Origin of the sequence: Acidovorax radicis, assembly GCF_020510705.1 — a bacterium.
Classification (GTDB): Bacteria; Pseudomonadota; Gammaproteobacteria; order Burkholderiales; family Burkholderiaceae_C; genus Acidovorax; species Acidovorax radicis_A.
Genome location: NZ_CP075184.1, coordinates 3,844,715 through 3,868,307, shown reverse-complemented (window position 1 = coordinate 3,868,307; position 23,593 = coordinate 3,844,715). Strand labels below are relative to the sequence as shown.

The window sequence follows — 23,593 nt, the reverse complement described above, 5'->3', positions numbered from 1 at the left end:
GCCAGCCCACAGTTTGTCGCAATTTCCGTGCCTTGGTCCACAACGATGCGTGCGTGCCTGCCCATGGCCCCAGCCGTTAGATAGCAGTTAGGTAGCAGTTGGGTAGCCGTTACGTGTATTAGGCCGCAGGCCCAAGCCGCCTGCCCCCGTGTTTTTCCGGGTGGCGGTGGACGCGGTGTTGGGCTGTGTGCGCGGGCGTTTTAGTGTGTTCTTGCTCAAACCCTGGCGTTTCGAGGCTTTCGGCGGGGTTGTGATTTGATCTTGCTCAATGCCTGCAGCGTGGCGGCGCGGCAAAGTGCTTTTCATGCTGCCATCTACACTATTTTCTCTGCCCGCTGAAACCGAGGTCATCGCCCCCGGTGAAGTGCTGCGCCGACGCAACGAGGTCCTAACCTCTGTTCTGCACCTGGAAAGCGGCCGCGTATTGCGCGGCGTGCTGGACGACGGCTTCCTGCGCCACCAGCTGGGTGCGGTAGAGGCGCCGTTCTGGCTCGATGCGGCATCGGCCCTGATGGAGCAGCCGCTTCCGGTGGATATGGTGGCCGATACGCGCGTGCAGATTCGCCGTGTGCCGATTGAAGCGTTTCGTCGCAGCCTGGCTGAAATGCCCGCAGGTGCGCGCAGCCTGTTGCTGGATATGGCGCAAGGGTTCCGCCAGCAGTCCGAACTGGCGGTGAGTCGCCTGGCGCAAGACGCGGAGTCGCGTTGCGCGCAATGGCTGCTCAAGAATGCCGAGCCTGACCACAGTGGCTCGATGCAGGTCACGCTGCGCCTGCGCAAGCGCCTGATCGCGGCCCAACTGGGCATTGCCCCCGAGACATTCTCGCGGGTGCTGCGCCATCTGCGCGAGATGGGCCTGATCCACGGCACAGGCAACGTGCTGAACCTGCCCCAGCCGATGGCCTTGCAGTCCATGGCCGGCTGTTGACGCAGCGGGGCGTGCGGCCCCGTGCGGGCGCGCGTTCACTCAGGGTTTTTCCCCGGCGTTGACCGAGGGTTCCACCCAAGCCCCGGGGCGAAGGGGCTGCGTATATTTGTTGGGACATGTCCTTTTTGACCCGCCCCACCTTGACCAAGCCTGTCACGCGTTGTGTGCCTGAAAACAGGGCGCTGGGCTGTTTGGCGGCGCCTTGCCCACTGCAGGGGCCAGGGCGCGGGCTGCATCGTGTGCCGTCGGGTGGCGCACCCCAACGCACGCAACGGACGGGTGTTTGCGCACATGGCAAGGGCATCACCCCTTTTGCGCGGGCGCGCAGTGCTTGTGCACCCAAGGGCCCATGACGCTCCCCAACAGTAGCCCCTCCATAGCCACCGCGCCGAATGATGCGCCGGGCTGGCTGATGCCGGGGGCCCTGGTGCTGCGGCTCATGCTGGTGGCGGCGCTGGCCGTGGCCCTGTCGGGGGCCGTATCCGCCTGGCTGGTGGCGCGTGCGTCGGGGCAAGAGGCATTGAGCCGTATGGTCAGCCAGCAAAACGACGAGGTCGAGGTGGTGGCGCGCCTTTTGGCCAGCAAGATCGAACAAAGCCAGAAGGTGCTGCGCACGGTGGCTGCGGGCATCACACCTGCCGTGCTCGACTCCCCCTCGTCGCTGGAGTGGCTGCTTCAGCAGGGCCTTCCGGCGGTGCAGTTTTTCGACACCATGCAGGTGGCCCGCAGCAATGGTGATCTGCGCCTGAACCTGCGTGGTGGACGCCTTGAAAAAGCCTCCGATCTGGACCCGGCCGAGCGCGATGCGCTGCGGCGCACACTGATGGATGGCAAGCCGCTGGTGTCAGAGCTCATTGCCGGCCGCACCAGCGAGGCCCGCGTGATGTTCACCATGCCGCTGCACCGGGACGATGGCACCGTGCTCGGCGTGGTGGCGGGAGGGTTGCGTTTGCAGTCGCAAAGCCTGCTGCCGCCATCGATGGCCTTGCCCGCACGCGAGGACTCCAAATTGATCGTTTTCACCCGCGACGGCACCATCCTTTCGCACTCTGATCCCGCGCGGATCATGGGCAAGGCGCAGGACGAAGCGGGCCTGGCGCCGGTGTACACCCGCTGGCTGGAAGAGGCCCACCCCATGGCGGGGCGCGGCGTCACCCAGGTGCAATCGGACCACATCGTGAGCATGGCGGGCATGCCGCTGCCGCAATGGATTGTTGCGCGGGTGAGTGCCTCGCAGGCGCTGCTGGCGCCACTGCGGGGCGCACAACGCAAGGCGTGGTGGCTGGCTGCCACAAGCATGGCACTGTGTGTGGTGCTGGCGGTGGCCTTGATGGGGTGGATGGCCCGGCCGCTTGCGCAACTGCGCTACAAGGCCCGCCACCTTCTGGGCGCCCCCAGCGACGAAGAGCCCCCCGATGCCATGGACTGGCCTCGCGGAATCGGCAGCGGTGGCGAGGTGAGCGAGCTGGTGCGTGTGTTTGAGGCCCTGGTTGTGCAGCGCGCAGAGCAGCAGCTTCGCCAGGACACCCTGGATGGGCAATTCCAGGCCGTGCTCAACAGTGCATCGGTGGGCATCGTGATTTCACGCGCTGGCGCACTGGATGTGGTGAGCCGCGCAGCCTGCATGATGCTGGGCTACACCCCCCAAGAGTTGCAGGGCCGGCCTGCCCGCTGCCTGTATGCAAGCGACGCCGACTATCGCCAGGTGGGTGAGCGCGTGCGCAGCGAGGTGGCGGCGCACGGGGCGTTTGATGGCGACATCTGTTTCATGCGCAAGGATGGCGCGCCGGTGTGGGCGCGCGTGCAAGGGCAGGGGGTGCGCCAGGGCGACATCCATGGTGGCACGGTCTGGATACTGGAAGACATCACCGCCACCCGTGAAGCCCAGGTGCAGCAGTCCTGGGAGCGTACCCACGACGCCCTCACCCAGCTGTTGAACCGCCGGGCCTTCGACGAGAAGCTGGGGCAGTTGCTGGCAGAGCGCTTTGCCAGGGCCCCTGTGGCCGATCTGCCAGCCGGGGAGGCGCCGGGTGATGGGGTGGTGCTGTTTCTGGACCTGGACCATTTCACTGTGGTGAACGACATCGCGGGCCACGACGCGGGCGACGATGTGTTGCGCCATGTGGCACGCCTGCTGGCTTCGCAGGTGCGCCAGATCGGCTGGGCGGCCCGCCTGGGTGGCGACGAGTTTGCCGTGGTGCTGCCCGGGTTTGCCTTGGCGCGGGGCCAGGCGGTGGCTGAGCAGCTGCGCGTCGCCGTGCAGGCCTGGGAGCCCGCATACCACGGTCGCAGCTTCAACTTGGGGGTCAGTATTGGCCTGGTGGTGCTGGATGCCACCTTGCAGGACGTACCGTCGGTGCTGTATGCGGCCGACATGGCCTGCTATGACGCCAAGCGGGCGGGGCGCAACCGGGTGGAGACGCGGCATGCGCGGGATGCCTCGGTCACTTCGTCGGGGCGGATGGCGTTGGGGCCTGTTTGAGGGGGTTTTGGCTGCTGGCGCTTATGGGATAAGCGCCAGCAGCTATTGTTTTTGTAGTGTTTTGTTGGGCTGTCATGCCGGCTTTCAGGCCGCTCGGGCTGAGCTTGTCGAAACCGGGGCTCGCTCGCTGATCGGATGGCATGCCTGTGCCCAGTGCGGGAGCCGGGGAGTGCGCCCGGCCTCCGTCCTTCAACCAGACAAGCGACCAGACCAGCACGCAGGCCTACACCCCGGTACATCAGCAAAGAAATTCTTCAAAAATGATAGCTGCTACCGCTTTTCCCACAAGTGCTAGCGGCCAAAAAGATCAATTCTCCAACCGCCCCAAAGCTCTCAGCACGTTCTCCGCAGTCGCTGGCGCAGTCAGCACCACGGGCGCCGTTGCATCCCCGCTCCGCCCGGCCGCCACCGCATTGCGCAGGGCTTCATACACGCTGATCGCCAGCATGAACGGCGGCTCACCCACCGCCTTGCTGCCGCCCACGTTGTCCTCGCGGTTGGCCTCGGGCCACAGGTTCACGCGGAAATGCGCGGGGATGTCGCCCGTGGCCGGGATCTTGTAGGTGCTGGGTGCATGGGTGGTCAGAGTGCCTTTGTCGTTCCACACCAGCTGCTCGGTCGTGAGCCAGCCCATGCCCTGCACGAAGCCGCCCTCGATCTGGCCGATGTCGATGGCCGGGTTGATGCTGTGGCCCACGTCGTGCAGGATGTCCACGGCCACCACGCGGCTCTCGCCAGTGAGCGTGTCGATCACCACCTCGGTGCAGGCCGCGCCGTATGAGAAGTAGTAGAACGGCCGGCCCGTGAGCGTGGTCTTGTCGTAGTGGATCTTGGGCGTGCGGTAGAAGCCGTCGCTCCACAGCTGGATGCGGTTGGCGTACGCCTCCTTCACCACGTCGTCGAAGGCGCGCACCTTTTTGGGTGAGATCACCTGGCCCCCCGCGAACCGGATGGCCCCCGCACCGCAGCCGTCCAGCCCGCACACGAACGACGCCAGGTTGTCGCGCACGTTGCGCGCGGCGTACTGGGCGGCGCGGCCGTTCAGGTCGGTGCCGCTACTGGCCGCCGTGGCGCTGGCGTTGGGCACCTTGCTGGTGTCGCTGGCCGTGACCAGCACGCGGTGCAGCGGCACGCCCAGCTCGTCGGCCACGATCTGCGCCACCTTGGTGTGCAGGCCCTGGCCCATTTCGGTGCCACCGTGGTTCACCTGCACGCTGCCGTCGGTGTACACATGCACCAATGCGCCCGCCTGGTTGAACAGCGTGGCCGTGAAGCTGATGCCGAACTTGACCGGCGTGATGGCCAGGCCGCGCTTGAGCACGGGCTGCAGGGCATTCCACTCGGCGATCTTGGTCTGGCGTTGGCGGTAGTCGGCATCGCGCTCGAGCTGGGGCATCAGCGCGTGCAGGATGTTGTCCTCCACCGTCATCTGGTAGTGCGTGACGTTGCGGCCGTCCGCCGCATCCTTGCCATACAGGTTGACCAGGCGCACGTCTTGTGCGTCGCGGCCCAGCGCGCGCGCTATGTCGCCCAGGATGGCCTCGATCACGATCACACCCTGCGGGCCGCCAAAGCCGCGAAACGCCGTGTGGCTCTGGGTGTTGGTCTTGCAGCGGTACGAGGCGATGTCGACGTCGCTCAGGTAGTAGGCGTTGTCGGCGTGGAACACGGCCCGGTCGGCCACAGGGCCCGACAGGTCGGCACTGAAGCCGCAGTTGGCCGCCATCTGGAGCTTGAGGCCCGTGATGCGGCCCGTGTCGTCAAAACCCACGTCGTACTCGTAGGTGAACGGGTGGCGCTTGCCGGTGACCATGAAGTCTTCATCGCGGTCCAGCCGCAGCTTGACGGCGCGGCCGAACTTGTGGGCGGCCACGGCGGCCCACACGGCCAGGTGGCCGGCCTGCGTCTCCTTGCCGCCAAAGCCGCCACCTATGCGCCGGCATTCCACACGCACGGCGTGGTTGTCGATGCCGAGGGCGTGCGCTACCCAGTGCTGCACCTCGCCGGGGTGCTGGGTGCTGGAATAGATCCACCACTGTTTTTGCTCCAGCGGCAGCGCGTAGGCGATCTGGCCTTCCAGATAAAAATGCTCTTGCCCGCCCACCTCGAACGCGCCTTGCAGGCGGTGTGCCGATTGCGCAAGGCCCGTAGCGGCATCGCCCCGGCGCACGAACACCGGCGGCAGCACATAGCTCTCGGCCTTCAGTGCGTCGTGCACCGAGAGCACGGCGGGCAGGGGCGTGATGTCGAGCTTCACGGCACGCGCGGCGCGGCGCGCCTGCATAACCGAGTCGGCCACCACCAAGCCGATGACCTGGCCGATGTGCTGCACGGTGTCGTGCGCAAACACGGGTTCGTCGTGTGCAAAAGCGGCCAGCAGCTTGTCGCCGGGCACATCAGCGGCCAGCACCACGCCGCGCACGCCGGGCAGGGCGAGGGCCGCGTCAGCATGAACGCCGTTCAAGGTGCCGTGCGCCACGGTCGAGAGGATGGGTGCCGCATACAGCGTGCCCTTCACCTCGGGCAGGTCGTCGATGTAATGGGCGGCGCCCGCCACCTGGGCGCGGGCGCTTTCGTGGAAGTGCGACTGGCCCATGGCGCGCGCGCTGGCGAGGGGCTCGGATGCCTGGGTGTCGGCGGCTGCGGCCACCGGGCTATCCACGGCGTCGCGGCTCACGGCGAGGCTTGTGGAGAGAGCGTCGCGCTGGTTCATGCCGCTTCCTCCAGGCGAAAGTTCTCCACGCTCACCGTCTGTTCGCCCTGGCTCTCCAGCCAGAAGCGTTGCAGCAGGTTGGCCAGCACCGTGCGGCGGTACGCACCGCTGGCGCGCATGTCCGAGATGGGGCTGAATTCGCCTTGCAGCGTTTGCGTGGCACGGGAGATGGTGTCGGCGTTCCAGGGCTGGCCGGTCAGCGCGGCTTCGGTCTGGCGCGCGCGGGCCGGGGTGGCGGCCACGCCGCCCGCGCCGATGCTGGCGCGGCGCACCACGGCGGCTTCGATATCCAGATTGATGACCAGGCAGACGGCGGAGATGTCGTCGTCGAAGCGCTTGGAAATTTTGTAAGCCCGAAGCACTTCAGTGACCCCGGGCCGGGGCACGACGATGCGCACCAGCAGTTCGTCGGGCGCCATCACGTTTTGCCGATAGCCGGTGTACAGGTTCTCCAATGCCAGCGTGCGCTCGCCGCGCTGGCTGGCCAGCACCACCTGGGCGCGCAACGCGATCAGCAGCGGCATCGAGTCGCCAATGGGCGAGCCATTGGCCACGTTGCCGCCCAGCGTGCCGGAGTTGCGCACGGGCAGGCCCGCAAAGCGTGTGGCGAAGGTGTGCAGCTGGGGCCATTGCGCCGTCAGGGCCGCAAAGGCCTCGGTCAGCGTGACGGCGGCACCGATGGCGATGTGCTTTGGCGTGGCCTCAACCGCGCGCAGCTCGGCCACGCGTGTCACATCCAGAATCTGTACGTACTGCTTGTGCTGCTTGGTCACCCACAGGCCGACGTCGGTGCAGCCGGCCACCACTTGGGCGGCTGGGTGCGCGGCGCGCGCGGCCAGCAGGTCGGGCAGCGTGGCGGGGGAAATATAAGAAGAATTGGCCTCCAGCGCTTGATGATTAAACGCTAGCTGCTCTAGTTTTTGTAGCAAAAGAGGCTCGTTCACCGCCATGGCGGGCAGGGCGGCCATGTGCTGTGCGGCGTCCAGAATGGGGCGGTAGCCGGTGCATCGGCACAGGTTGCCCGAGAGTTCCTCTTGGGCCAGCTCGCGGGTGATGGGTTGGCCGTGGCACACATGGTCGAGCGCCGACGGGCCGCCCCTAGGCGCGAGGGCCCCCTCGGGGGGCAGCGAACCACACGCAGTGGGGAGCGTGGGGGCGATGTACTTTTGGTACATGCCGAAAAGGCCCATGACGAAACCCGGGGTGCAGAAGCCACATTGGGAGCCATGGCACTGAACCATCGCCTCTTGTGCGGGATGCAGTGTGGTTGACTGGCGCGGCGCTGATGTGGCGTCGCGCACGGGCTGGATGTCGCTGACGGGCTGGATCAATGGGTCTTCCGCCAGGTCCTCCACCGTCCACAGCGCCATGCCGTTGACCGAGTGCGCCAGGCGGATGCAGCTGTTCACCGCGCTGAAGTGCAGTTGGCCATCCCGTGCCTCACCCAGCACCACCGTGCAGGCGCCGCAGTCGCCTTCGCCGCAGCCTTCCTTGGTGCCGGTGCACCCTAGGTCTTCGCGCAGCACCTGCAGCAGCGTGCGGTCGGGTGGTACATTGCCCAGCGCCACGGGCTGGCCACGGCGCAGGAATTGCAAGGGTTGGATGGTCATGACGGATGCCGCTTCTTCGATTGCTATCAATTCATCAGAGGGTAGGGCGCACTGAGGCCACCTGCATAAGTACAAGCTTATGACATCAATGCACGCACTGCTATGAGAGACCACGCCCTTTTCGACAAGATAGACCTCCATCTCATCAGGGTCTTGCACACCGTGCTCACAGAACGCAGCGTATCGAGGGCCGCCGTCCGGCTGGGCATGCACCAGCCGGCGGTGTCGGCTGCGCTCAAGCGGCTGCGTGACCTGTCGGGCGACCCGCTGCTGGTGCGCTCGGGCGCCAGCATGATGCCCACCGACGCGGGGCTGCGCATGGTCGATCCGGCGGGCGCCATTTTGCGGTCTGCCGAGGCGCTGTTTTCGGATGCACGCGGGTTTGACCCGCGCACCGCCACCCGCACGTTTCGCCTGGCTGCCAGCGACTATCTGGACCCGCTGTTCCTGCCGCAGCTGGTGGCGCGCATCAAGGTCGAGGCGCCCCTGTGCCCCATCGAAATACTGCCCCTGTCGGCCGACGCGCACTACCACGCGCATCTGGCCCAGGGCGAAGTCGATGTGGTGATCGGCAACTGGCCCCAGCCGCCCGATGACCTGCACATGGGACGGCTTTTCGGCGACGAAGTGGTCTGCCTGGTGGGGAAGGACCACCCCGCCGTGCGGCGCGGCTGGGACGTGGAGAGCTGGCTGGCGGCCGAACACATTGCGCCCACGCCCACCCACCCGGGCGCGCGCGGCGTGATCGATGCCCACCTGGACAGTCTGGGGCTGCAGCGCCACATCACGGCGCGCTGCGCGCATTTCAGCCTCATCCCCAACATCGTGGCATCAAGCTTGCTGGTGTTGACCACGGGCCGACAGTATTGCGAGCGTTACGTGACGCAGTTGCCGGTCGCCATCCTGCCGTGCCCCGTGCCGTTTCCCCGGCTGATGTATTACCAGCTGTGGCACGCGCGCACGCACCACTCGGCTGCTGCCATGTGGCTGCGCGACTGCGTGAAGACGGTGGCTTCATCGCTACGAAAAGAATAGCTGCTTGCGTATGCTGAACAAGCGCCATCAGGTGTTTTCACTCTTATAACAAGTTGTAAAACTGAGAGACAATCCTCCGCATGAGTTCACCCCCTAACCCTACCGCCCCGGGTGCGTCGCCGCCGCCCCGGCTGCAGCTGGCAGGCATCACCAAGCGCTATCCCGCCGTGGTGGCCAACAGTGGTGTGTCGCTCACGGTATTGCCGGGCGAGATCCATGCCGTGCTGGGCGAAAACGGTGCGGGCAAGTCCACGCTGATGAAAATCATCTACGGCTCGGTCAAGCCCGACGAAGGCAGCGTTTTCTTCAACGGCCAGGCCGTGCAGGTGCGCAACCCGCAAGAGGCGCGCGCTTTAGGCATCGCCATGGTGTTCCAGCACTTCAGCCTGTTCGACACCCTCACCGTGGCCGAAAACGTGTGGCTGGGCCTGGACAAGAGCCAGGCCTTGGCCGAGGTGACGCAGCGCATCACTGCAAAGGCCGCCGAATACGGCCTCGACATCGACCCCTTGCGCCCGGTGCACACGCTCAGCGTGGGCGAGATGCAGCGGGTGGAAATCATCCGCGCGCTGCTCACCAACCCCAAGGTGCTGATCCTGGATGAGCCCACCTCGGTGCTCACGCCCCAGGCGGTCGAAAAGCTCTTTGTGGTGCTGCGCAAGCTGGCCAGCGAGGGCTGCAGCATCCTCTACATCAGCCACAAGCTGCACGAGATCCGTGCGCTGTGCACCGCCTGCACCGTGCTGCGCGGCGGCAAGGTCACGGGCGTGTGCAACCCGTCCGAAGAATCCAACGCATCCCTGTCGCGCCTGATGATCGGCGCCGAGCCACCCGCGCTGGAGCATCGTGCCGTGCAGACCGGCGCCACCGTGCTGCGCGTGCAGGGCCTGTCGCTGCCGCGCGCCGACCAGTTTGGCGTTCAACTCGTCGACCTGCAGTTTGAGGTGAAGGCGGGCGAGGTGGTGGGTATTGCGGGCGTGTCGGGCAATGGGCAAAAAGAATTGCTCTACGCCCTGTCGGGCGAAGACCAACGTGCCGAGCCTGCGAGCATCCAGGTGGCTGGCCAGAACGCGGGCCGCATGGGCCCCGGCCAGCGCCGTGCGCTGGGCCTGCACTTTGTGCCCGAAGAGCGCCTGGGCCGGGGCGCTGTGCCCACCATGGGCCTGGCGCACAACCTGCTGCTCACACGCACCAATTCGGTCAGCGGCAGCGGCTGGATCAAGGTGGGCGCGTTGCAAAAACATGCCGAGGACATCATCCGGCGCTTCAACGTGAAGGCGGGCGGCCCCAACGCAGCGGCCAAGTCGCTGTCGGGGGGTAACCTGCAAAAGTTCATTGTGGGGCGCGAGATCGACGCCAACCCGAAGCTGCTTATCGTTTCGCAGCCCACTTGGGGTGTGGACGTGGGCGCGGCGGCGCAGATACGGGGATCGATTTTGGCGCTGCGCGACGCGGGCTGCGCCGTGCTGGTGGTCAGTGAGGAGCTGGACGAATTGTTTGAAATCTGCGACCGGCTGCATGTGGTGGCCAAGGGCCACCTGTCGCCCTCCGTGGCGCGCGCCGAGGCCACGGTGGAGCGTATTGGCGAATGGATGAGCGGCCTGTGGCATGCCGATGTGCAGGCGCACTTGTCGCGCGATCTGTCGAGCGATCCATCGGCACGGTACGCGCCGCCAACCCAGGCGGGGGAGGCGCAGCATGTTTAAGCTCGAACCGCGTCCCCAGGCCTCGAGACTGTGGACCTATGGCTCGCCGCTGCTGGCCCTTGCCATCACGATCGCGATCGGCGTGGCATTGTTCATGGCCTTGGGCAAAGACCCGGTGCGGGGCCTGCAGGTGTTCTTCTGGGAGCCCGTGAAGTCGCAATACGCGCTGGGCGAACTCATGGTCAAGGCGACCCCGCTGCTGTTGATCGCGCTCGGCCTGGCCGTGTGTTTTCGCTCCAACGTCTGGAACATCGGCGCCGAGGGGCAATTTGTCATCGGGGCCGTGGCTGCTGGCGGCATGGCGCTGCTGGCCGACAAGACCACGGGCCCCTGGATCGTGCCCGCCATTTTGCTGGCCGGGGTGTTGGGCGGCATGGCGTGGGCGGGCCTCACGGCGCTGTTGCGCGACAAGTTCAATGCCAACGAAATCCTGGTGAGCCTGATGCTGGTGTATGTGGCCACGCTGGTGCTGGGCTATCTGGTCTATGGCCCCTGGAAGGACCCCATGGGCTACAACTTTCCGCAAACCAAGACGTTTGAGAAGGTCACGCAGATCCCCCGGCTGATGCAGGGCTCGCGCATGTCCATTGGCCTGCTGCTGGCGTTGGCCGGTGCGGGGGCGTTGTGGGTGTTCCTGTTTCGCACCCGCGCGGGTTTTGCCCAGCAGGTGGGGGGGCTTGCGCCTGCGGCGGCGCGTTATGCGGGGTTTTCATCGCGCAGGGCGCTGTGGACGGCGCTGCTGATATCCGGCGGCGCTGCGGGCCTGGCCGGTGCCCTGGAGGTGGCCGGGCCCATTGGGCAGCTCACGCCGTATGTGCCTGCGGGCTATGGGTTCGCGGCCATCATCGTGGCCTTTGTGGGGCGCCTGCACCCGGTGGGCATGATTCTCTCGGCCATTCTCATGAGCATGTTCTATATCGGTGGCGAGCTGGCGCAGTCGCGCCTGGGTCTGCCCAAATCGCTCACGGGCGTGTTCCAGGGCCTGCTGCTGTTCACGCTGCTGGCCTGTGACACGCTGATTGCCTACCGCATTCGCTGGGTGGCCTCGAAGGGAGGCAAATGATGGAATCCTACGCACTGCTGATCGGCGCCACGCTGAGCGCGGGCACCGTGCTGGCCATCGCGGCCCTGGGCCTGCTCATCAACGAAAAGGCCGGCATCGTCAATCTGGGCGCCGAAGGCATGATGCTGTGCGCTGCCATTGCGGGCTATGCCACCGTGGTGCACACGGGCAACACCTGGCTGGGTTTTGCGGCGGGCATGGCCGCGGGGGCATTGTTGGCCGCCGTCTTTGGTGTGCTGGTCATCTGGCTGAACACCAACCAGTACGCCACCGGCCTGGCGCTCAGCCTGTTTGGCGTGGGCTTTTCGGCGTTTGCGGGCATCAGCTACGTGCAGGCCAAGCTGCCCGAACTGCCCAAATACGCGATTCCCGTGCTGGGCGATGTGCCCTTGCTGGGGCCGGCGCTGTTTCGCCAGCATCCGTTGGTGTATCTCACCATGCTGTTGGTGGCGGGGTTGGTCTGGTTTTTGTACCGATCGCGCGCCGGTCTGGTGCTGCGCTCGGTGGGCGAATCGCCCGAGTCCGCCCATGCGCTGGGCTACCCGGTGCGGCGCATCCGGCTGGCGGCCGTGGTGGTGGGTGGGGCCCTGTGTGGCCTGTCGGGGGCGTATATCTCCACCGTCTACACCCCGCTGTGGGTGGAGGGCATGGTGGCCGGGCGCGGCTGGATCGCGCTGGCGCTCACCACCTTTGCCACGTGGCGCCCGGCACGGGTGTTGCTTGGTGCTTACCTGTTTGGCGGCGTGACCATGCTGCAGTTCCATTTGCAGGCCTCAGGCGTGCAGGTGGCCAGCCAATTGCTGAGCATGCTGCCGTATGTGGCCACCATCGTGGTGCTGGCGCTGATCTCTCGCAATCCGGCGTGGATCCGCATCAACATGCCGGCATCGCTCGGCAAGCCGTTTTATCCGGGCTCCTGACAAGGCGGGCTGCCCGTTCAAAAGGGGGCTGCGCGGTGATAGCGCGCCCCATAATTGCTGTTTTCGTTCCTGAACTTTGTTCACTTTGCCAGCCTCACTTCTTCAACAAGGAAACCAACATGACTGATCTGCCCAAACGCTCTTTGCTTAAGGTAGCCGCGCTCTCCGCCATGGCCGCCGCCGCCCTGGCGGGCTGCGGCAAGAAGGAAGAACCGGCACCGGCCCCGGCGCCTGCACCCACCCCGGTAGCAGAAGCCCCCGCGCCCAAGGCCGAGCCTTTGAAGATCGCGTTTGCTTACGTCGGCCCGGTGGGCGATGGTGGCTGGTCGTATGCCCATGACAACGGCCGCAAAGCGCTGGAAAAAGAGTTCGGGGACAAAGTTATCACCACCTTTGTGGAAAGCGTGCCCGAGTCGGCTGATGCCGAGCGTGTTCTGCGCGACTTCACAGGCCAAGGCAACAAGCTGATCTTCGGCACCACGTTTGGGTATATGGAGTCGATGCTCAAGGTGGCCGCCGACAACCCAGGCGTCAAGTTCGAGCACGCCACGGGGTACAAGACCGCCGAAAACATGCGCACGTACGACAGCCGCACCTACGAAGGCGCGTACATGGCTGGTGTCATTGCGGGCGCCATGACCAAGTCCAACACCTTGGGCGTGGTGGGGTCGGTGCCGATTCCTGAAGTGATCCGCAACATCAACAGCTTCACGCTGGGTGCGCAGTCGGTCAACCCCAAGGTCAAGACCAAGGTGGTGTGGGTGAACGAATGGTTCAGCCCTCCGAAGGAAACCGAAGCCGCCACCTCGCTGATCAACGGCGGCGCTGACGTGCTGTTCCAGAACACGGATTCGCCCGCGGTGCTCAAGACAGCCCAGGAAAAAGGCAAGCGCGCGTTCGGCTGGGATTCCGACATGACGGCCTACGGCCCCAAGGCCCACCTGGCATCGGCGGTGATCAACTGGGGCCCTTACTACATCAAGGCCACCAAAGACGCACTCGACGGCACTTGGTCCACCGGCCAGAGCTGGTGGGGTGTGAAGGAAGGCGCCATTGACCTGGTGTCGATCGCCGACGACGTTCCCGCCGAAACCAAGGCCAAGGTGGAAGCGGTCAAGAAAGGCTTGGCAGATGGCAGCTTCGTGATCTGGAAGGGGCCGATCGTGGGCCAGGACGGCAAACCTGTGCTGGAAAAAGACGCCGTGGCTGACGACAAATTCCTGGGTGGAATCAACTTCTACGTCAAGGGCGTGGAAGGCAAGATTCCTGGCGGCGACAAGAAATAAACCGCCGCTGCGGCAGGCCCATTGGCCTGCCGTGATACAAGCCAAGGGCCACCACAGGTGGCCTTTTTTCATGGATACGGTCGCTGGCCGAATTCAAATGGCCCACTGACAATTTTCCAGCTTTTCCGCTCAGAATATGGTGGCGGTGGTCGGCCTGCTCCGGCGCGGCAATCACTGCATGCAGCGGCTGCCAACTGATCCGCGCGGCAGGTTGCATTGCATGGGCCGCCGTCCGGGCATCATCTGCCTATCGCCGCTTTCTGCGGCACGCCGATATCACTTTTGGAGTTTGCTGATGTTCAAAGTGCCCCCTATCTCAGCCCAGCGCCTGCCCGATCTGCTGCGTGCCATGCCCAAGGCGGAGCTGCACATCCATATCGAAGGTTCGCTGGAGCCCGAGCTCATCTTCGCGCTGGGCCAGCGCAACAATCTGAAGCTGCCGTATGCCACGGTGCAAGAGCTGCGCAGCGCCTATGCATTCAGCAACCTGCAGAGCTTTCTCGACATCTATTACGCGGGTGCCAGCGTGTTGCTGCATGAGCAGGATTTCTATGACATGGCACGTGCCTATCTGGGCCGCGCCGCGCTCGACAACGTGTTGCACACCGAGATTTTTTTTGACCCCCAGACCCACACCGCACGCGGTGTGGCCATGGAGACGGTCATCAACGGCCTGCACCGTGCCTGTGAAGATGCTCGCCAGGAGCTGGGCATCAGCGCCACATTGATCCTTTGTTTTCTGCGCCACCTGAGTGAAGAGTCGGCCTTTGAAACGCTGGAGCAGGCGTTGCCTCTGATCGACAAGGTGGTGGGCGTGGGACTTGATTCGAGCGAAGTCGGCCACCCGCCCGAAAAGTTTGCGAGGGTGTTCGCACGATGCAAGGAACTGGGCTTGCATCTCGTGGCCCACGCGGGCGAAGAAGGTCCGCCAGCGTATATCTGGAGTGCACTCGATGTGCTCAAAGTGGAGCGTATCGACCATGGCGTGCAGGCCGTACACGACGCCGCGCTGATGCGGCGCCTCGCCCAAGACCGGATTGCGCTCACCGTGTGCCCGCTGTCCAACCAGAAGCTGCGCGTGTTTCCGGACCTCGCGGACCACAACCTGGGCAAACTCCTTGACGCCGGGCTGGCCGCCACTGTCAATTCGGATGACCCAGCCTACTTTGGCGGCTACATCAACGAAAACTTCACACAGGTGTTTGCTGCCACCGGCATGTCCGTGAGGCAGGCCTACCAGCTGGCTTTCAACAGCTTTGAAGCCAGCTTTGCCAGCCATCCCGAAAAACGCGTGTGGGAGCACAAGCTCAAGGAAACCTTCGAGCGGTTTTTTGAGCAGGATTGACGCGCCGCCTCGACGCGTTGCATTGTCATTTGGATGCGGTGTGTTGACTTAAGGCAACACCCAGAAGCCCTGCTGAAACGGGACGGGTGACTTTGAAGCACCTTGCGAAAGGGCGATTGGGGTGCACCGGTTTGGGACATGACCGCCCGATTTTTGGGTGGCAATTTGCGGGTATACCCCGAAAAACCTAGAATTGTGAGTATTTGTAGCAGGATGTTGGTCGGTGGGGGCGTTGCGCGGCGTGCCGCCCATGCCGCCATGGAGATGCCTGTGCACATTCTTGGTGCGTTGTTCCTTTCTGGAGTGCTTTTATGTTTCTCAATCAACTTTCCATCGGCAAGCGGTTGGCCGTGGTGCTGGGCCTGATCCTGGCATTGTTTTTGGCCAGCAGTGTCGTGGCGGTGGTCAAGCTGGGCCAGCTTGGCAAAGAGATCGATGGCATGGTCAACGACAACATCAAGACGGAACGTGCGGGCTCTGACTGGCTGCGCCACACCACATCGGGCGTGCAGCGTGCGGCGGCCATTGCCAAAAGCAGTGATCCCGGCCTGATTCCTTATTTCGCACCGGCCACGGCCGCATCGATCAAGGACACCAATGAATTGCAGAAATTCATCGAGTCCAAGATGAATACCGCTGAGGAAAAGCAACTGTTTGCCAAAGTGGGCGAGTTGCGCAAAAACTATCTGGCTGCCCGCGAAGAGGTGAGCAAGTTCAAGCAGGCGGGTGACGCCGAGAGTGCCAACAAGGTCTTTAACGAACAGTTCGAGCCCACGTCGCGCGCGTATCTCGCCGGGGTGCAGCAAATGGTGGACGCCCAGCGTGCTGAGCTGGATGCGGCCGGCAAACACAGCGAAGAGCTGCGGGCACAGACCTCGATGCTGCTGCAGATCTGCACGGCCGTCTCGTTGCTGCTGGGTGCCTTGCTGGCCTGGTTGTTGACCACCAGCATCACGCGCCCATTGTTGCGGGCCGAAGCCATTGCCGAAGCCATCGCCGACATGGACCTCACGGGCGCACCGCAGGCGAGCTACGCTGGCGACGAAACCGGCCGCCTGCTGCGTGCGCTGGACGTGATGCGCACCGAGTTGCACACCTCCATGTCCCAGGTCCGGGGCGTGGTGGACAGCATCTCGACCGCCAGCACCCAGATCGCCACGGGCAATCAGGACTTGAGTGCACGCACCGAGCAAACAGCCAGCAGCCTGCAAGAGACTGCCAGCTCGATGGAGGAGCTCACCAGCACCGTGCGCCAGAGTGCCGACTCTGCAGGGCAGGCCAATCAGCTGGCGGCCTCGGCCGCCGAGGTGGCGCAGCGCGGTGGCGCGGTGGTGGCCCAGGTGGTCAGCACCATGGATGAGATCAATGCCAGCAGCAAGAAGATCTCCGACATCATCGGCACCATTGACGGCATTGCGTTCCAGACCAACATCCTCGCGCTCAACGCAGCGGTGGAAGCCGCCCGTGCAGGCGAACAGGGCCGAGGCTTTGCCGTGGTGGCCAGCGAAGTGCGGTCGCTTGCGCAGCGCTCCGCCGAGGCGGCCAAAGAGATCAAGATGCTGATTGGTGTGTCGGTCGAAAAGGTGGAGTCGGGCGCCGCGCTGGTGCAGAACGCCGGCAGCACCATGACCGACATCGTGGACTCGGTGCGTCGTGTGTCCGACATCATTGGCGAGATCAGTGCAGCCGCATCCGAACAGAGCCAGGGCATTGGCCAGGTGAACGTGGCAGTGAGCCAGCTGGACCAGATGACGCAGCAAAATGCGGCGCTGGTGGAGGAGTCCACCGCTGCAGCCGAAAGCCTCAAGGACCAGGCATCGCGCCTGGCGGATGTAGTGGGTGCATTCCGCCTGGGCGCCGTGTCCCATGCGTTGCGCTTGAAGTGATTCGTTGTTTCGCGGCATCTGACCGCGCTCTTCAACGCGCCGTCTTGGGCGCGCAGGAGTAACTTCCGGGCAACCCGTTGTTGCCATGGTGTTTGGCCATGGCGTTGTTCCACCAGCGTGTGGATGCGACGGCATTCCATGCCGGCTCGATCGCCGCGACGGCTGGGCCCCGAGAGCGCCACAAGGGCACGGCAACCAGGGACACGTGTTGGTTGCTGCGGGCCACATCATGGGCGATGCGCAGATTTTGCGGGTGAGCTGGCTCGGTGGCGGGGGCGCGGTGGCCTGAAATCCTGCGAACGTGTTTGTTCACCATTTCGTGGGTGCCGTGTGGGGGCATTCGGGGTGAGGGGCGTCCTGGATGTGCTCCGGCGTCAACAGATGCCGTGTGATGCCATGTGATGCCAAGGCGACAGGCGCATATTCTTCAGCAGGTAGGATTTGTTTCGCCTTCAGGAGACAACCCACCCATGCAGACCTTGCTCCCCGAGCGCAAAGCCGCGCTCCCTTTCAAGGCCATCCGCCCCATTCGCACTATGGCCGACGTGCGCGAGCTAGAGGCGACGCCGCTCGACCAGGCTGTCACGGTGCGCAGCACCTACGAAATCCTCTTTAACGCGGCCCATGCGTTTGGTGCCAAGACGGCGCTGACCTTTCTGCGCGATGCGGACCCTGCCACACCACCGATCCGCTGGAGTTACGCCGAGCTGCTGACGGGTGTCCATCAGACCGCCAACCTGCTGCACGCGCTGGGGGTGGGGCCCCAGGACGCCGTCGCCGTATTGCTGCCCGGTTGCCTGGAGCACCATTTGGCGCTGTGGGGCGGTGAGGCGGCCGGCATCGTGCAGCCGCTCAACCCGCTGCTGACGGACGAAAAACTGGTGGCACTGATGACTGCTGGGCGTGCCAAGGTGCTGATTGCCTATGGTTCGGACGAAGGCGCCGGCGAGGCGGGCATGTGGTCCAAAGCGCTGCGCTTGCGCAGCCAGGTCCCGACCCTCACCACCGTGTTGCGTGTGGCACCGCACGACGAGCTGCCAGGCGCCGCGCCCGTGCTGCCCGCAGGGGTGCTCGAGTTTTCGACGTTGCGTGCCGCGCAATCGGGTGACCATCTTGTCAGCGGGCGCCACATCGGGCCCGAAGATATTGCTGCCTACTTTCACACGGGCGGCACTACCGGGGCGCCCAAGCTCGCGCGCCACAGCCACCGCGCGCAGGTTTTCACGGCCTGGTGTTGCGTGCAGATGCAGGGGCTGTCGGCCGACGACATCACCATCAATGGGTACCCGCTGTTCCACGTGGCCGGGGTGCTGCCCGCTGCACTGTCGTCGCTATCGGCCGGGGTGGAAACCATCATCCCCACTACCTCGCTGCTGCGCAACAAGCAGGTGGTGGCCAACTACTGGCGCCTGGTCGAGAAGTTTCGCCCGACCTCGCTTTCGGCTGTTCCTACGGTGCTGGCTGCGTTGGCCAATGTGCCGTTGGATGGGGCCGATATTTCCTCCATCCGCTACTGCCGCACCGGTGCTGCGGTGCTCCCCCCTGAACTGGCCGCACGGTTTGAGCGCCTGTTCGGCCTGCATGTGCACGAAAGCCTGGGCATGACCGAGATGGCGGGTATTTCGACCGTGACGCCCCCTGGGGTCGTCGGGCCTGCGGGCTGTGTCGGGTTTCCCATGCCTTACACCCACATGCGCATCGTTGCACTCGATGCGCAGGGCGGCGCCAGTGACCAGGACGTGCCTGCGGGCGAACCCGGCATGGTGCTGTTCAAGTCGCCCAATGTGTTCTCGGGTTTTCTCGACCCGGCGGATACCGCCAAGGCCTTTACCCACGATGGCTGGCTGGCCACGGGCGACCTGGGATGGGTCGATGGACAAGGGCGGCTCCACCTCACGGGTCGGTCGAAAGACCTGATCATCCGCAGCGGGCACAACATTGATCCCAAAACCATCGAAGACGCATTGGGCGCGCACCCCGCCGTGCAATTGTGCGCGGCGGTGGGTGCGCCTGATGCGTATGCGGGCGAGCTGCCCGTGGTCTTCGCCACGCTGCGCCCTGGCGAACACGTCAGCGCGGAGGATCTGCTGGCGTTCACCGCACAGCGTGTGGACGAAGCGCCCGCCAAACCCAAGCTCGTCACCATCATCGCGCAGATGCCCATGACCAATGTCGGCAAGATCTACAAGCCACAGCTGCGGGCAATGGCCGCACGGCATGTGGTGCAGATGCGGGTCGATGAGGCCTGTCGCGACCTGGGCATCGACCCGCCCAAACATCCTGTCGTGGGCAGTGATGAACACCACGGGGTCACCGTGCAGATCGTGGCGGCCACGCCGCAGCACGCCGCCCTGCGGGACCGCCTGGAGCAGGCGCTGGCCCCCTTGCCCGTGAAGACGCGCGTGCTGGATGCCTGACGCGCGCCCTATTTTCATAACCATAAAGGAGACAAAAATGATTTCAAAATTCAAGCCAAATCGCCGTGTAGCGCTCTTGGGGTCTGCGCTAGCAGCTATATTTTCGATAGCTTCCACCGCCGTGGCGCAAACGGCTGCGTCCAGTGGGGCCGCAGCGCCGTACCCCACCAAACCCATCCGGATGCTGGTGCCGTTTGCCGCTGGCGGCGGCACCGACGTGTTGGCCCGCGTGCTGGGTGAAAAAATGGCCGTGGGGCTGGGCCAGCCCATCGTGGTGGACAACAAACCCGGCGCGGGCGGCATCATCGGCACCGATGCACTGGCCAAGTCACCCGCCGACGGGCACACCCTCATGCTGGGGCTGAGCACCTCGTTGATGATCAACCAGTTTTTGTATACCAAGTTGCCCTACGACACGCAGCGCGATCTGACGCTGGTGTACCGCGTGGCGATGGGCCCGATGGTGCTGGTGGTGCACCCCAGCGTTGCGGCCAAGAATGGGCCCGAACTGCTGCAATACATCAAGAGCAACCCGGCCAAACTGGCCTACGGCTCTTATGGCATCGGCTCGTACCCCCACCTGGGTGGCGCGTACCTGAGCGAGTCGCAGCAGGGCGCCATGAACCACATTGCCTACAAGGGCGAGGCTCCCATGGTGCAGGACCTGATCGGCGGGCAGATCCAGATGGCCTTTGCCAGCGCGCTGGCCGCCAAAGGCCACATCGACAGCGGCAGGTTGCGGGCCATTGGTGTCATTGGCGAAAAGCGGATGACGGTGTTGCCCAACGTGCCCACCCTGGCCGAGCAAGGGCTGACCGACGAGCCTTACCGCATCACGGGCTGGCTGGCCGTGGCCGCGCCGGGCGGCACCCCTAAAGCGGTGGTGGCCCGGGTGGCCAAAGAGATCGGCGCTGCGCTGAAGTTGCCCGACGTGCGCGAGAAAGTGGTGGCGATGGGCTTCGAGATCGAAGACAGCTCGCCCGAGAAATTCCAGGCGGCGTACCGCAAGGAAATGCCGGTGTGGGAGCGCCTGGTCAAGCAAACCGGCGCCCGGCTCGACTGAACTGCGGGTTTTCCCGTTTCGCGTAAGCGGCCGCCCCGTTGCACGGCGGCGCACCGCCGGCCCGACAAAGCCGGTGGTCTTGGGTCTGCGCAGGTGGGATTGCGCTGCGTTTTATGCGCGGGGTCTTGCATGAGCCTCCTGCGCTTTCATGGAAACCCCCTGACGCCAGATGGTGGGTATGCGGGCAGGCGTATTCTGCTGGCGAAGCTTTTCAGTAAGCTCGGCAGCACTATGCAAAAACAAAAAGCCTACCGCGCCTCCCTCTTGCGATTTGACTCTGCAGGCCATGCCATTTTTGAGGTGGACGGCCTGCTGGTGGTGGGGCCCGACGCGTCGGGGCGGCAGGTGGTGCTGGATGTCGGCGGCTATGCGGATGTGGCTAGCCGCCACCCCGAAGTGGCCGTGACCCATTGGCCGGGCCGGATCATTGCGCCGGGTTTTGTGGATATGCACATCCACTTTCCCCAAACCGACGTGATTGGTTCGCCCGCAGACGGGCTGCTGCCCTGGTTGGAGAACTACACCTTTCCCCACGAGTCACGTTTCGTGGCAGAGGACTACAGCGCGCAGGTGGCCACCTTTTTTGTGGATGAGCTGCTGCGCAACGGGGTGACAACGGCGTTGACTTTCTCCACCTCGCACCCGGCGTCGGTGAACGGGCTGTTTGCCGAAGCACAGCGCCGGCACATGCGGCTCATCACCGGCAAGGTGCTGCAAGACCGCCACTCGCCAGACGGCGTGCGCGACGATACCGAGCAGAGCCTGGTCGACACGGAAGACCTCATCCGGCGCTGGCATGGCGTGGACCGGCTCGGCTATGCCATCACGCCGCGTTTTGCGCCCACCAGCACCCCGGCCCAACTGCGTGGTGCGGGCGAGCTGGCTGCGCGGTATCCGGATGTCTGGATCCAGTCGCATGTGGCAGAAAACCGTGACGAGATCGACTGGGTACGCGCACTGTTTCCGGCGTCGCGCAGCTACCTGTCGGTGTACGACGACTTTGGCCTGATGCGCGAGCGCGCGGTGTATGCGCACTGCATCCACTTCGACGATGAGGACCGCGCCCTGATGCGCGACACCGGCTCGGTGGCAGCGGTGAGTCCCACCAGCAACCTGTTTCTGGGCAGCGGCTTTTTTGACTACGCAGGTGCTGATCGCATGGGTTTTGGCTATGGCCTGGCCAGCGACGTGGGCGGCGGCACCAGCTTCAGCCCGTTTCGCACCATGCTGGCGGCCTACTACGTGGGGCGCACCACGGTCGAGGGTGTGCAGGGAGCGAACGGCAAGCCGGGCCTGAGCCTGTCGCCCCAGCATCTGTGGTGGCAACACACGGCAGGTGCGGCCAAGGCGTTGGGCCTGGCGGGGGTGGTGGGCAATCTGCAGCCGGGGTGCGAGGCCGATTTTGTGGTGCTCGATCCGGCGGCCACTGCGCTGCTGGAGCGCAAGACCCGACAGGCCCGCAACCTGGATGAACTGTTGTTTGCGATGATCGTGCTGGGTGACGACCGGCTCGTCGAGCGCACGGTGATCAGCCAGGCATCCAGTGCTTGAATGGCCTCTGGCGCTTATTGGATAAGCGCTGGCAGCTATCAATTTTGAATTTTTCATGCGAACGCCATCACCACGTCGTCTGGAGGGTGGCGCGTGGTGCGGCCCGGGTGTACCCGCCCCGGCGGCTGGTCACGGGCCTGTGATCTGGCGCAATCTGTGCAAGCTGTGGGGCCCACCTGAGAGGGTTTTGCGCCATCTTTCAAGCAAAATACGGCTCCCGCGCTTGATAATCAAGCGCTACCAGCTACATATTTAATAGCGCCCAGCCGTCTGCCGGCAGACCACCTGGGCCCCAGTGCAGGGAGTTCTCCGATGAGTATCAAGAGCGACAAGTGGATCCGCCGCATGGCTGCCGAGCACGGCATGATCGAACCTTTCGAGCCCGGCCAGGTGCGCGAGGTCGATGGCAAAAAAATCATCAGCTACGGCACCAGCAGCTATGGCTACGACATCCGTTGTGCGCCTGAATTCAAGGTCTTCACCAACATCCACAGCACGGTGGTGGACCCCAAGAACTTTGACGAAAAGAGTTTTGTCGATTTCGAGGGTGACAGCTGCATCATCCCGCCCAACAGCTTTGCGCTGGCCCGCACCATGGAGTACTTTCGCATCCCGCGCAACGTGCTCACCATCTGCCTGGGCAAAAGCACCTATGCCCGCTGCGGCATCATCGTCAACGTGACCCCGTTCGAGCCCGAGTGGGAGGGTTACGTGACGCTGGAGTTTTCCAACACCACGCCACTGCCTGCGCGCATCTACGCGGGTGAAGGCTGCGCGCAGGTGCTGTTTTTCGAGAGCGACAAAGACGACGTGTGCGAGGTCAGCTACCGAGACCGGGGCGGCAAATACCAGGGGCAGGTGGGGGTGACCTTGCCCAGGGCTTGATACCCTGCGAAAGGGCTGTTCAACGCGGGGGGGGAGCCACCGTCTGTCGGGTGCGTCGGCCCGTGTCCTACATGCGCAGCACCTGTTGGCTGAATGGGTGTGGCGGGGGGATTTTTTAGCATGGACGATGCCACCGGGTTGTTCTGGGGCGCGAACCAGGAGTTCACCATGCTGACCTTTGCTGCACCCTCGGACCCCGCACAGACCCGGGGTCGTGCTCTTTCCGATGACAGGCCCCAGAGCGATGCCTCCAGCTTTGTGAAGGGCCTTGGCGCGTCACTGCCCGCCACCCATTCCTCCACCCATTCCTCCACCCATCCTGTGCTCACAAGGTATTGGCCTTGTGACTTGCTGAACACCTTCATCCTCAAGATGGCGGCGAATGGCCGGTGTGTCAACACCGCCATGATGCTGGGAGACTGCCAGTACGCCAAGGCGCAACTGGCCGCCGCAACGATGTCCCAGGATGATGAGCTGGTATCGCTGTCGGCGCGCCTGCAGGTGTATTTCGACACGGCGGCGGCCGATGGGTGCACCGTGGCGGCCGCTCTTTCTCTGGCGCAAGATGTGCGGCTGCTGGCGGTGTGAGGGCGCTGGCCGTGCTGCGCCGCACACGCCCCTGCGGCGCCCACGATCTCATGCATGCTGGGCGGGGGCTCGGTGCCGGTGGGTGGCCATGCCCCAGCGGGACCTCGCTCAGGCC

The 23,593-nt window shown here is 64.6% G+C and carries 16 protein-coding genes; 14 read left to right on the top strand and 2 right to left on the bottom strand.

Annotation, left to right across the window (positions count from 1 at the left end; all coding sequences use genetic code 11):
* Positions 1-304 precede the first annotated feature (304 nt).
* Both KI609_RS17665 and KI609_RS17660 read left to right on the top strand, forming a co-directional pair.
* Positions 305-928, top strand: coding sequence for a Crp/Fnr family transcriptional regulator (locus KI609_RS17665; RefSeq protein WP_226444863.1), 624 nt, complete (start codon positions 305-307; stop codon positions 926-928).
* A 412-nt stretch (positions 929-1,340) separates the two neighbouring features.
* Positions 1,341-3,410, top strand: a complete 2,070-nt coding sequence (locus KI609_RS17660) for a diguanylate cyclase domain-containing protein (protein ID WP_413463437.1) — start codon at positions 1,341-1,343, stop codon at positions 3,408-3,410.
* A gap of 307 nt (positions 3,411-3,717) precedes the next feature.
* On the opposite strand, the gene xdhB is transcribed toward KI609_RS17660, so the two are convergent.
* A complete protein-coding gene (gene xdhB, locus KI609_RS17655; protein WP_226444861.1) occupies positions 3,718-6,123 on the bottom strand; it encodes a xanthine dehydrogenase molybdopterin binding subunit in 2,406 nt (801 codons plus the stop codon).
* Entirely contained in the window at positions 6,120-7,733 is a 1,614-nt protein-coding gene (gene xdhA, locus KI609_RS17650; protein WP_226444860.1) for a xanthine dehydrogenase small subunit, read from the bottom strand. Before xdhA ends, xdhB begins: the two co-directional genes overlap by 4 nt.
* Before the next feature lie 102 nt (positions 7,734-7,835).
* Between xdhA and KI609_RS17645 the strand changes: the two genes are divergently transcribed.
* From KI609_RS17645 to KI609_RS17590, 12 genes are all read left to right on the top strand, one after another.
* On the top strand, positions 7,836-8,768 hold the full coding sequence (locus KI609_RS17645) for a LysR family transcriptional regulator (RefSeq protein WP_226444859.1): 933 nt from the start codon (positions 7,836-7,838) through the stop codon (positions 8,766-8,768).
* Between the two features lie 80 nt (positions 8,769-8,848).
* Positions 8,849-10,474, top strand: a complete 1,626-nt coding sequence (locus KI609_RS17640) for an ABC transporter ATP-binding protein (RefSeq protein WP_226444858.1) — start codon at positions 8,849-8,851, stop codon at positions 10,472-10,474.
* Positions 10,467-11,537: an ABC transporter permease gene (locus KI609_RS17635; protein WP_226444857.1), complete on the top strand. Its 1,071-nt coding sequence runs from the start codon at positions 10,467-10,469 to the stop codon at positions 11,535-11,537. Before KI609_RS17640 ends, KI609_RS17635 begins: the two co-directional genes overlap by 8 nt.
* Entirely contained in the window at positions 11,537-12,457 is a 921-nt protein-coding gene (locus KI609_RS17630; RefSeq protein ID WP_226444856.1) for an ABC transporter permease, read from the top strand. Before KI609_RS17635 ends, KI609_RS17630 begins: the two co-directional genes overlap by 1 nt.
* Before the next feature lie 119 nt (positions 12,458-12,576).
* Positions 12,577-13,743, top strand: coding sequence for a BMP family ABC transporter substrate-binding protein (locus KI609_RS17625; RefSeq protein ID WP_226444855.1), 1,167 nt, complete (start codon positions 12,577-12,579; stop codon positions 13,741-13,743).
* Positions 13,744-14,038: 295 nt separating this feature from the next.
* The gene (locus tag KI609_RS17620) at positions 14,039-15,088 is read left to right on the top strand and encodes an adenosine deaminase (protein ID WP_226444854.1); all 1,050 of its coding nucleotides are present in this window, start codon (positions 14,039-14,041) and stop codon (positions 15,086-15,088) included.
* 311 nt (positions 15,089-15,399) lie between these two features.
* Positions 15,400-16,974, top strand: coding sequence for a methyl-accepting chemotaxis protein (locus KI609_RS17615; protein WP_226444853.1), 1,575 nt, complete (start codon positions 15,400-15,402; stop codon positions 16,972-16,974).
* A 470-nt stretch (positions 16,975-17,444) separates the two neighbouring features.
* A complete protein-coding gene (locus tag KI609_RS17610) occupies positions 17,445-19,391 on the top strand; it encodes an acyl-CoA synthetase (protein WP_226444852.1) in 1,947 nt (648 codons plus the stop codon).
* Between the two features lie 37 nt (positions 19,392-19,428).
* Positions 19,429-20,454, top strand: coding sequence for a Bug family tripartite tricarboxylate transporter substrate binding protein (locus tag KI609_RS17605; RefSeq protein WP_226444851.1), 1,026 nt, complete (start codon positions 19,429-19,431; stop codon positions 20,452-20,454).
* A gap of 231 nt (positions 20,455-20,685) precedes the next feature.
* Positions 20,686-22,005 carry a guanine deaminase gene (guaD, locus tag KI609_RS17600; RefSeq protein ID WP_226444850.1) on the top strand — a complete coding sequence of 440 codons (1,320 nt, stop codon included), beginning with the start codon at positions 20,686-20,688 and terminating at the stop codon, positions 22,003-22,005.
* Positions 22,006-22,317: 312 nt separating this feature from the next.
* Positions 22,318-22,890 (top strand): dCTP deaminase, encoded by a 573-nt coding sequence (gene dcd / locus KI609_RS17595; RefSeq protein ID WP_226444849.1) that lies wholly within the window; start codon positions 22,318-22,320, stop codon positions 22,888-22,890.
* Between the two features lie 120 nt (positions 22,891-23,010).
* Positions 23,011-23,478, top strand: a complete 468-nt coding sequence (locus KI609_RS17590; protein WP_226444848.1) for a hypothetical protein — start codon at positions 23,011-23,013, stop codon at positions 23,476-23,478.
* Positions 23,479-23,593 lie beyond the last annotated feature (115 nt).

Excerpts from the sequence above, each read along its gene's own strand:
- KI609_RS17635 (WP_226444857.1), top strand. The coding sequence starts at position 10,467 with ATGTTTAAGCTCGAACCGCGTCCCCAGGCCTCGAGACTGTGGACCTAT.
- KI609_RS17625 (WP_226444855.1), top strand. The coding sequence starts at position 12,577 with ATGACTGATCTGCCCAAACGCTCTTTGCTTAAGGTAGCCGCGCTCTCC.
- guaD (WP_226444850.1), top strand. The coding sequence starts at position 20,686 with ATGCAAAAACAAAAAGCCTACCGCGCCTCCCTCTTGCGATTTGACTCT.
- KI609_RS17640 (WP_226444858.1), top strand. The coding sequence starts at position 8,849 with ATGAGTTCACCCCCTAACCCTACCGCCCCGGGTGCGTCGCCGCCGCCC.
- KI609_RS17620 (WP_226444854.1), top strand. The coding sequence starts at position 14,039 with ATGTTCAAAGTGCCCCCTATCTCAGCCCAGCGCCTGCCCGATCTGCTG.
- KI609_RS17610 (WP_226444852.1), top strand. The coding sequence starts at position 17,445 with ATGCAGACCTTGCTCCCCGAGCGCAAAGCCGCGCTCCCTTTCAAGGCC.
- KI609_RS17590 (WP_226444848.1), top strand. The coding sequence starts at position 23,011 with ATGGACGATGCCACCGGGTTGTTCTGGGGCGCGAACCAGGAGTTCACC.
- KI609_RS17645 (WP_226444859.1), top strand. The coding sequence starts at position 7,836 with ATGAGAGACCACGCCCTTTTCGACAAGATAGACCTCCATCTCATCAGG.
- xdhB (WP_226444861.1), bottom strand. The coding sequence starts at position 6,123 with ATGAACCAGCGCGACGCTCTCTCCACAAGCCTCGCCGTGAGCCGCGAC.
- KI609_RS17630 (WP_226444856.1), top strand. The coding sequence starts at position 11,537 with ATGGAATCCTACGCACTGCTGATCGGCGCCACGCTGAGCGCGGGCACC.
- KI609_RS17665 (WP_226444863.1), top strand. The coding sequence starts at position 305 with ATGCTGCCATCTACACTATTTTCTCTGCCCGCTGAAACCGAGGTCATC.
- dcd (WP_226444849.1), top strand. The coding sequence starts at position 22,318 with ATGAGTATCAAGAGCGACAAGTGGATCCGCCGCATGGCTGCCGAGCAC.
- KI609_RS17615 (WP_226444853.1), top strand. The coding sequence starts at position 15,400 with ATGTTTCTCAATCAACTTTCCATCGGCAAGCGGTTGGCCGTGGTGCTG.
- KI609_RS17605 (WP_226444851.1), top strand. The coding sequence starts at position 19,429 with ATGATTTCAAAATTCAAGCCAAATCGCCGTGTAGCGCTCTTGGGGTCT.
- xdhA (WP_226444860.1), bottom strand. The coding sequence starts at position 7,733 with ATGACCATCCAACCCTTGCAATTCCTGCGCCGTGGCCAGCCCGTGGCG.
- KI609_RS17660 (WP_413463437.1), top strand. The coding sequence starts at position 1,341 with ATGCCGGGGGCCCTGGTGCTGCGGCTCATGCTGGTGGCGGCGCTGGCC.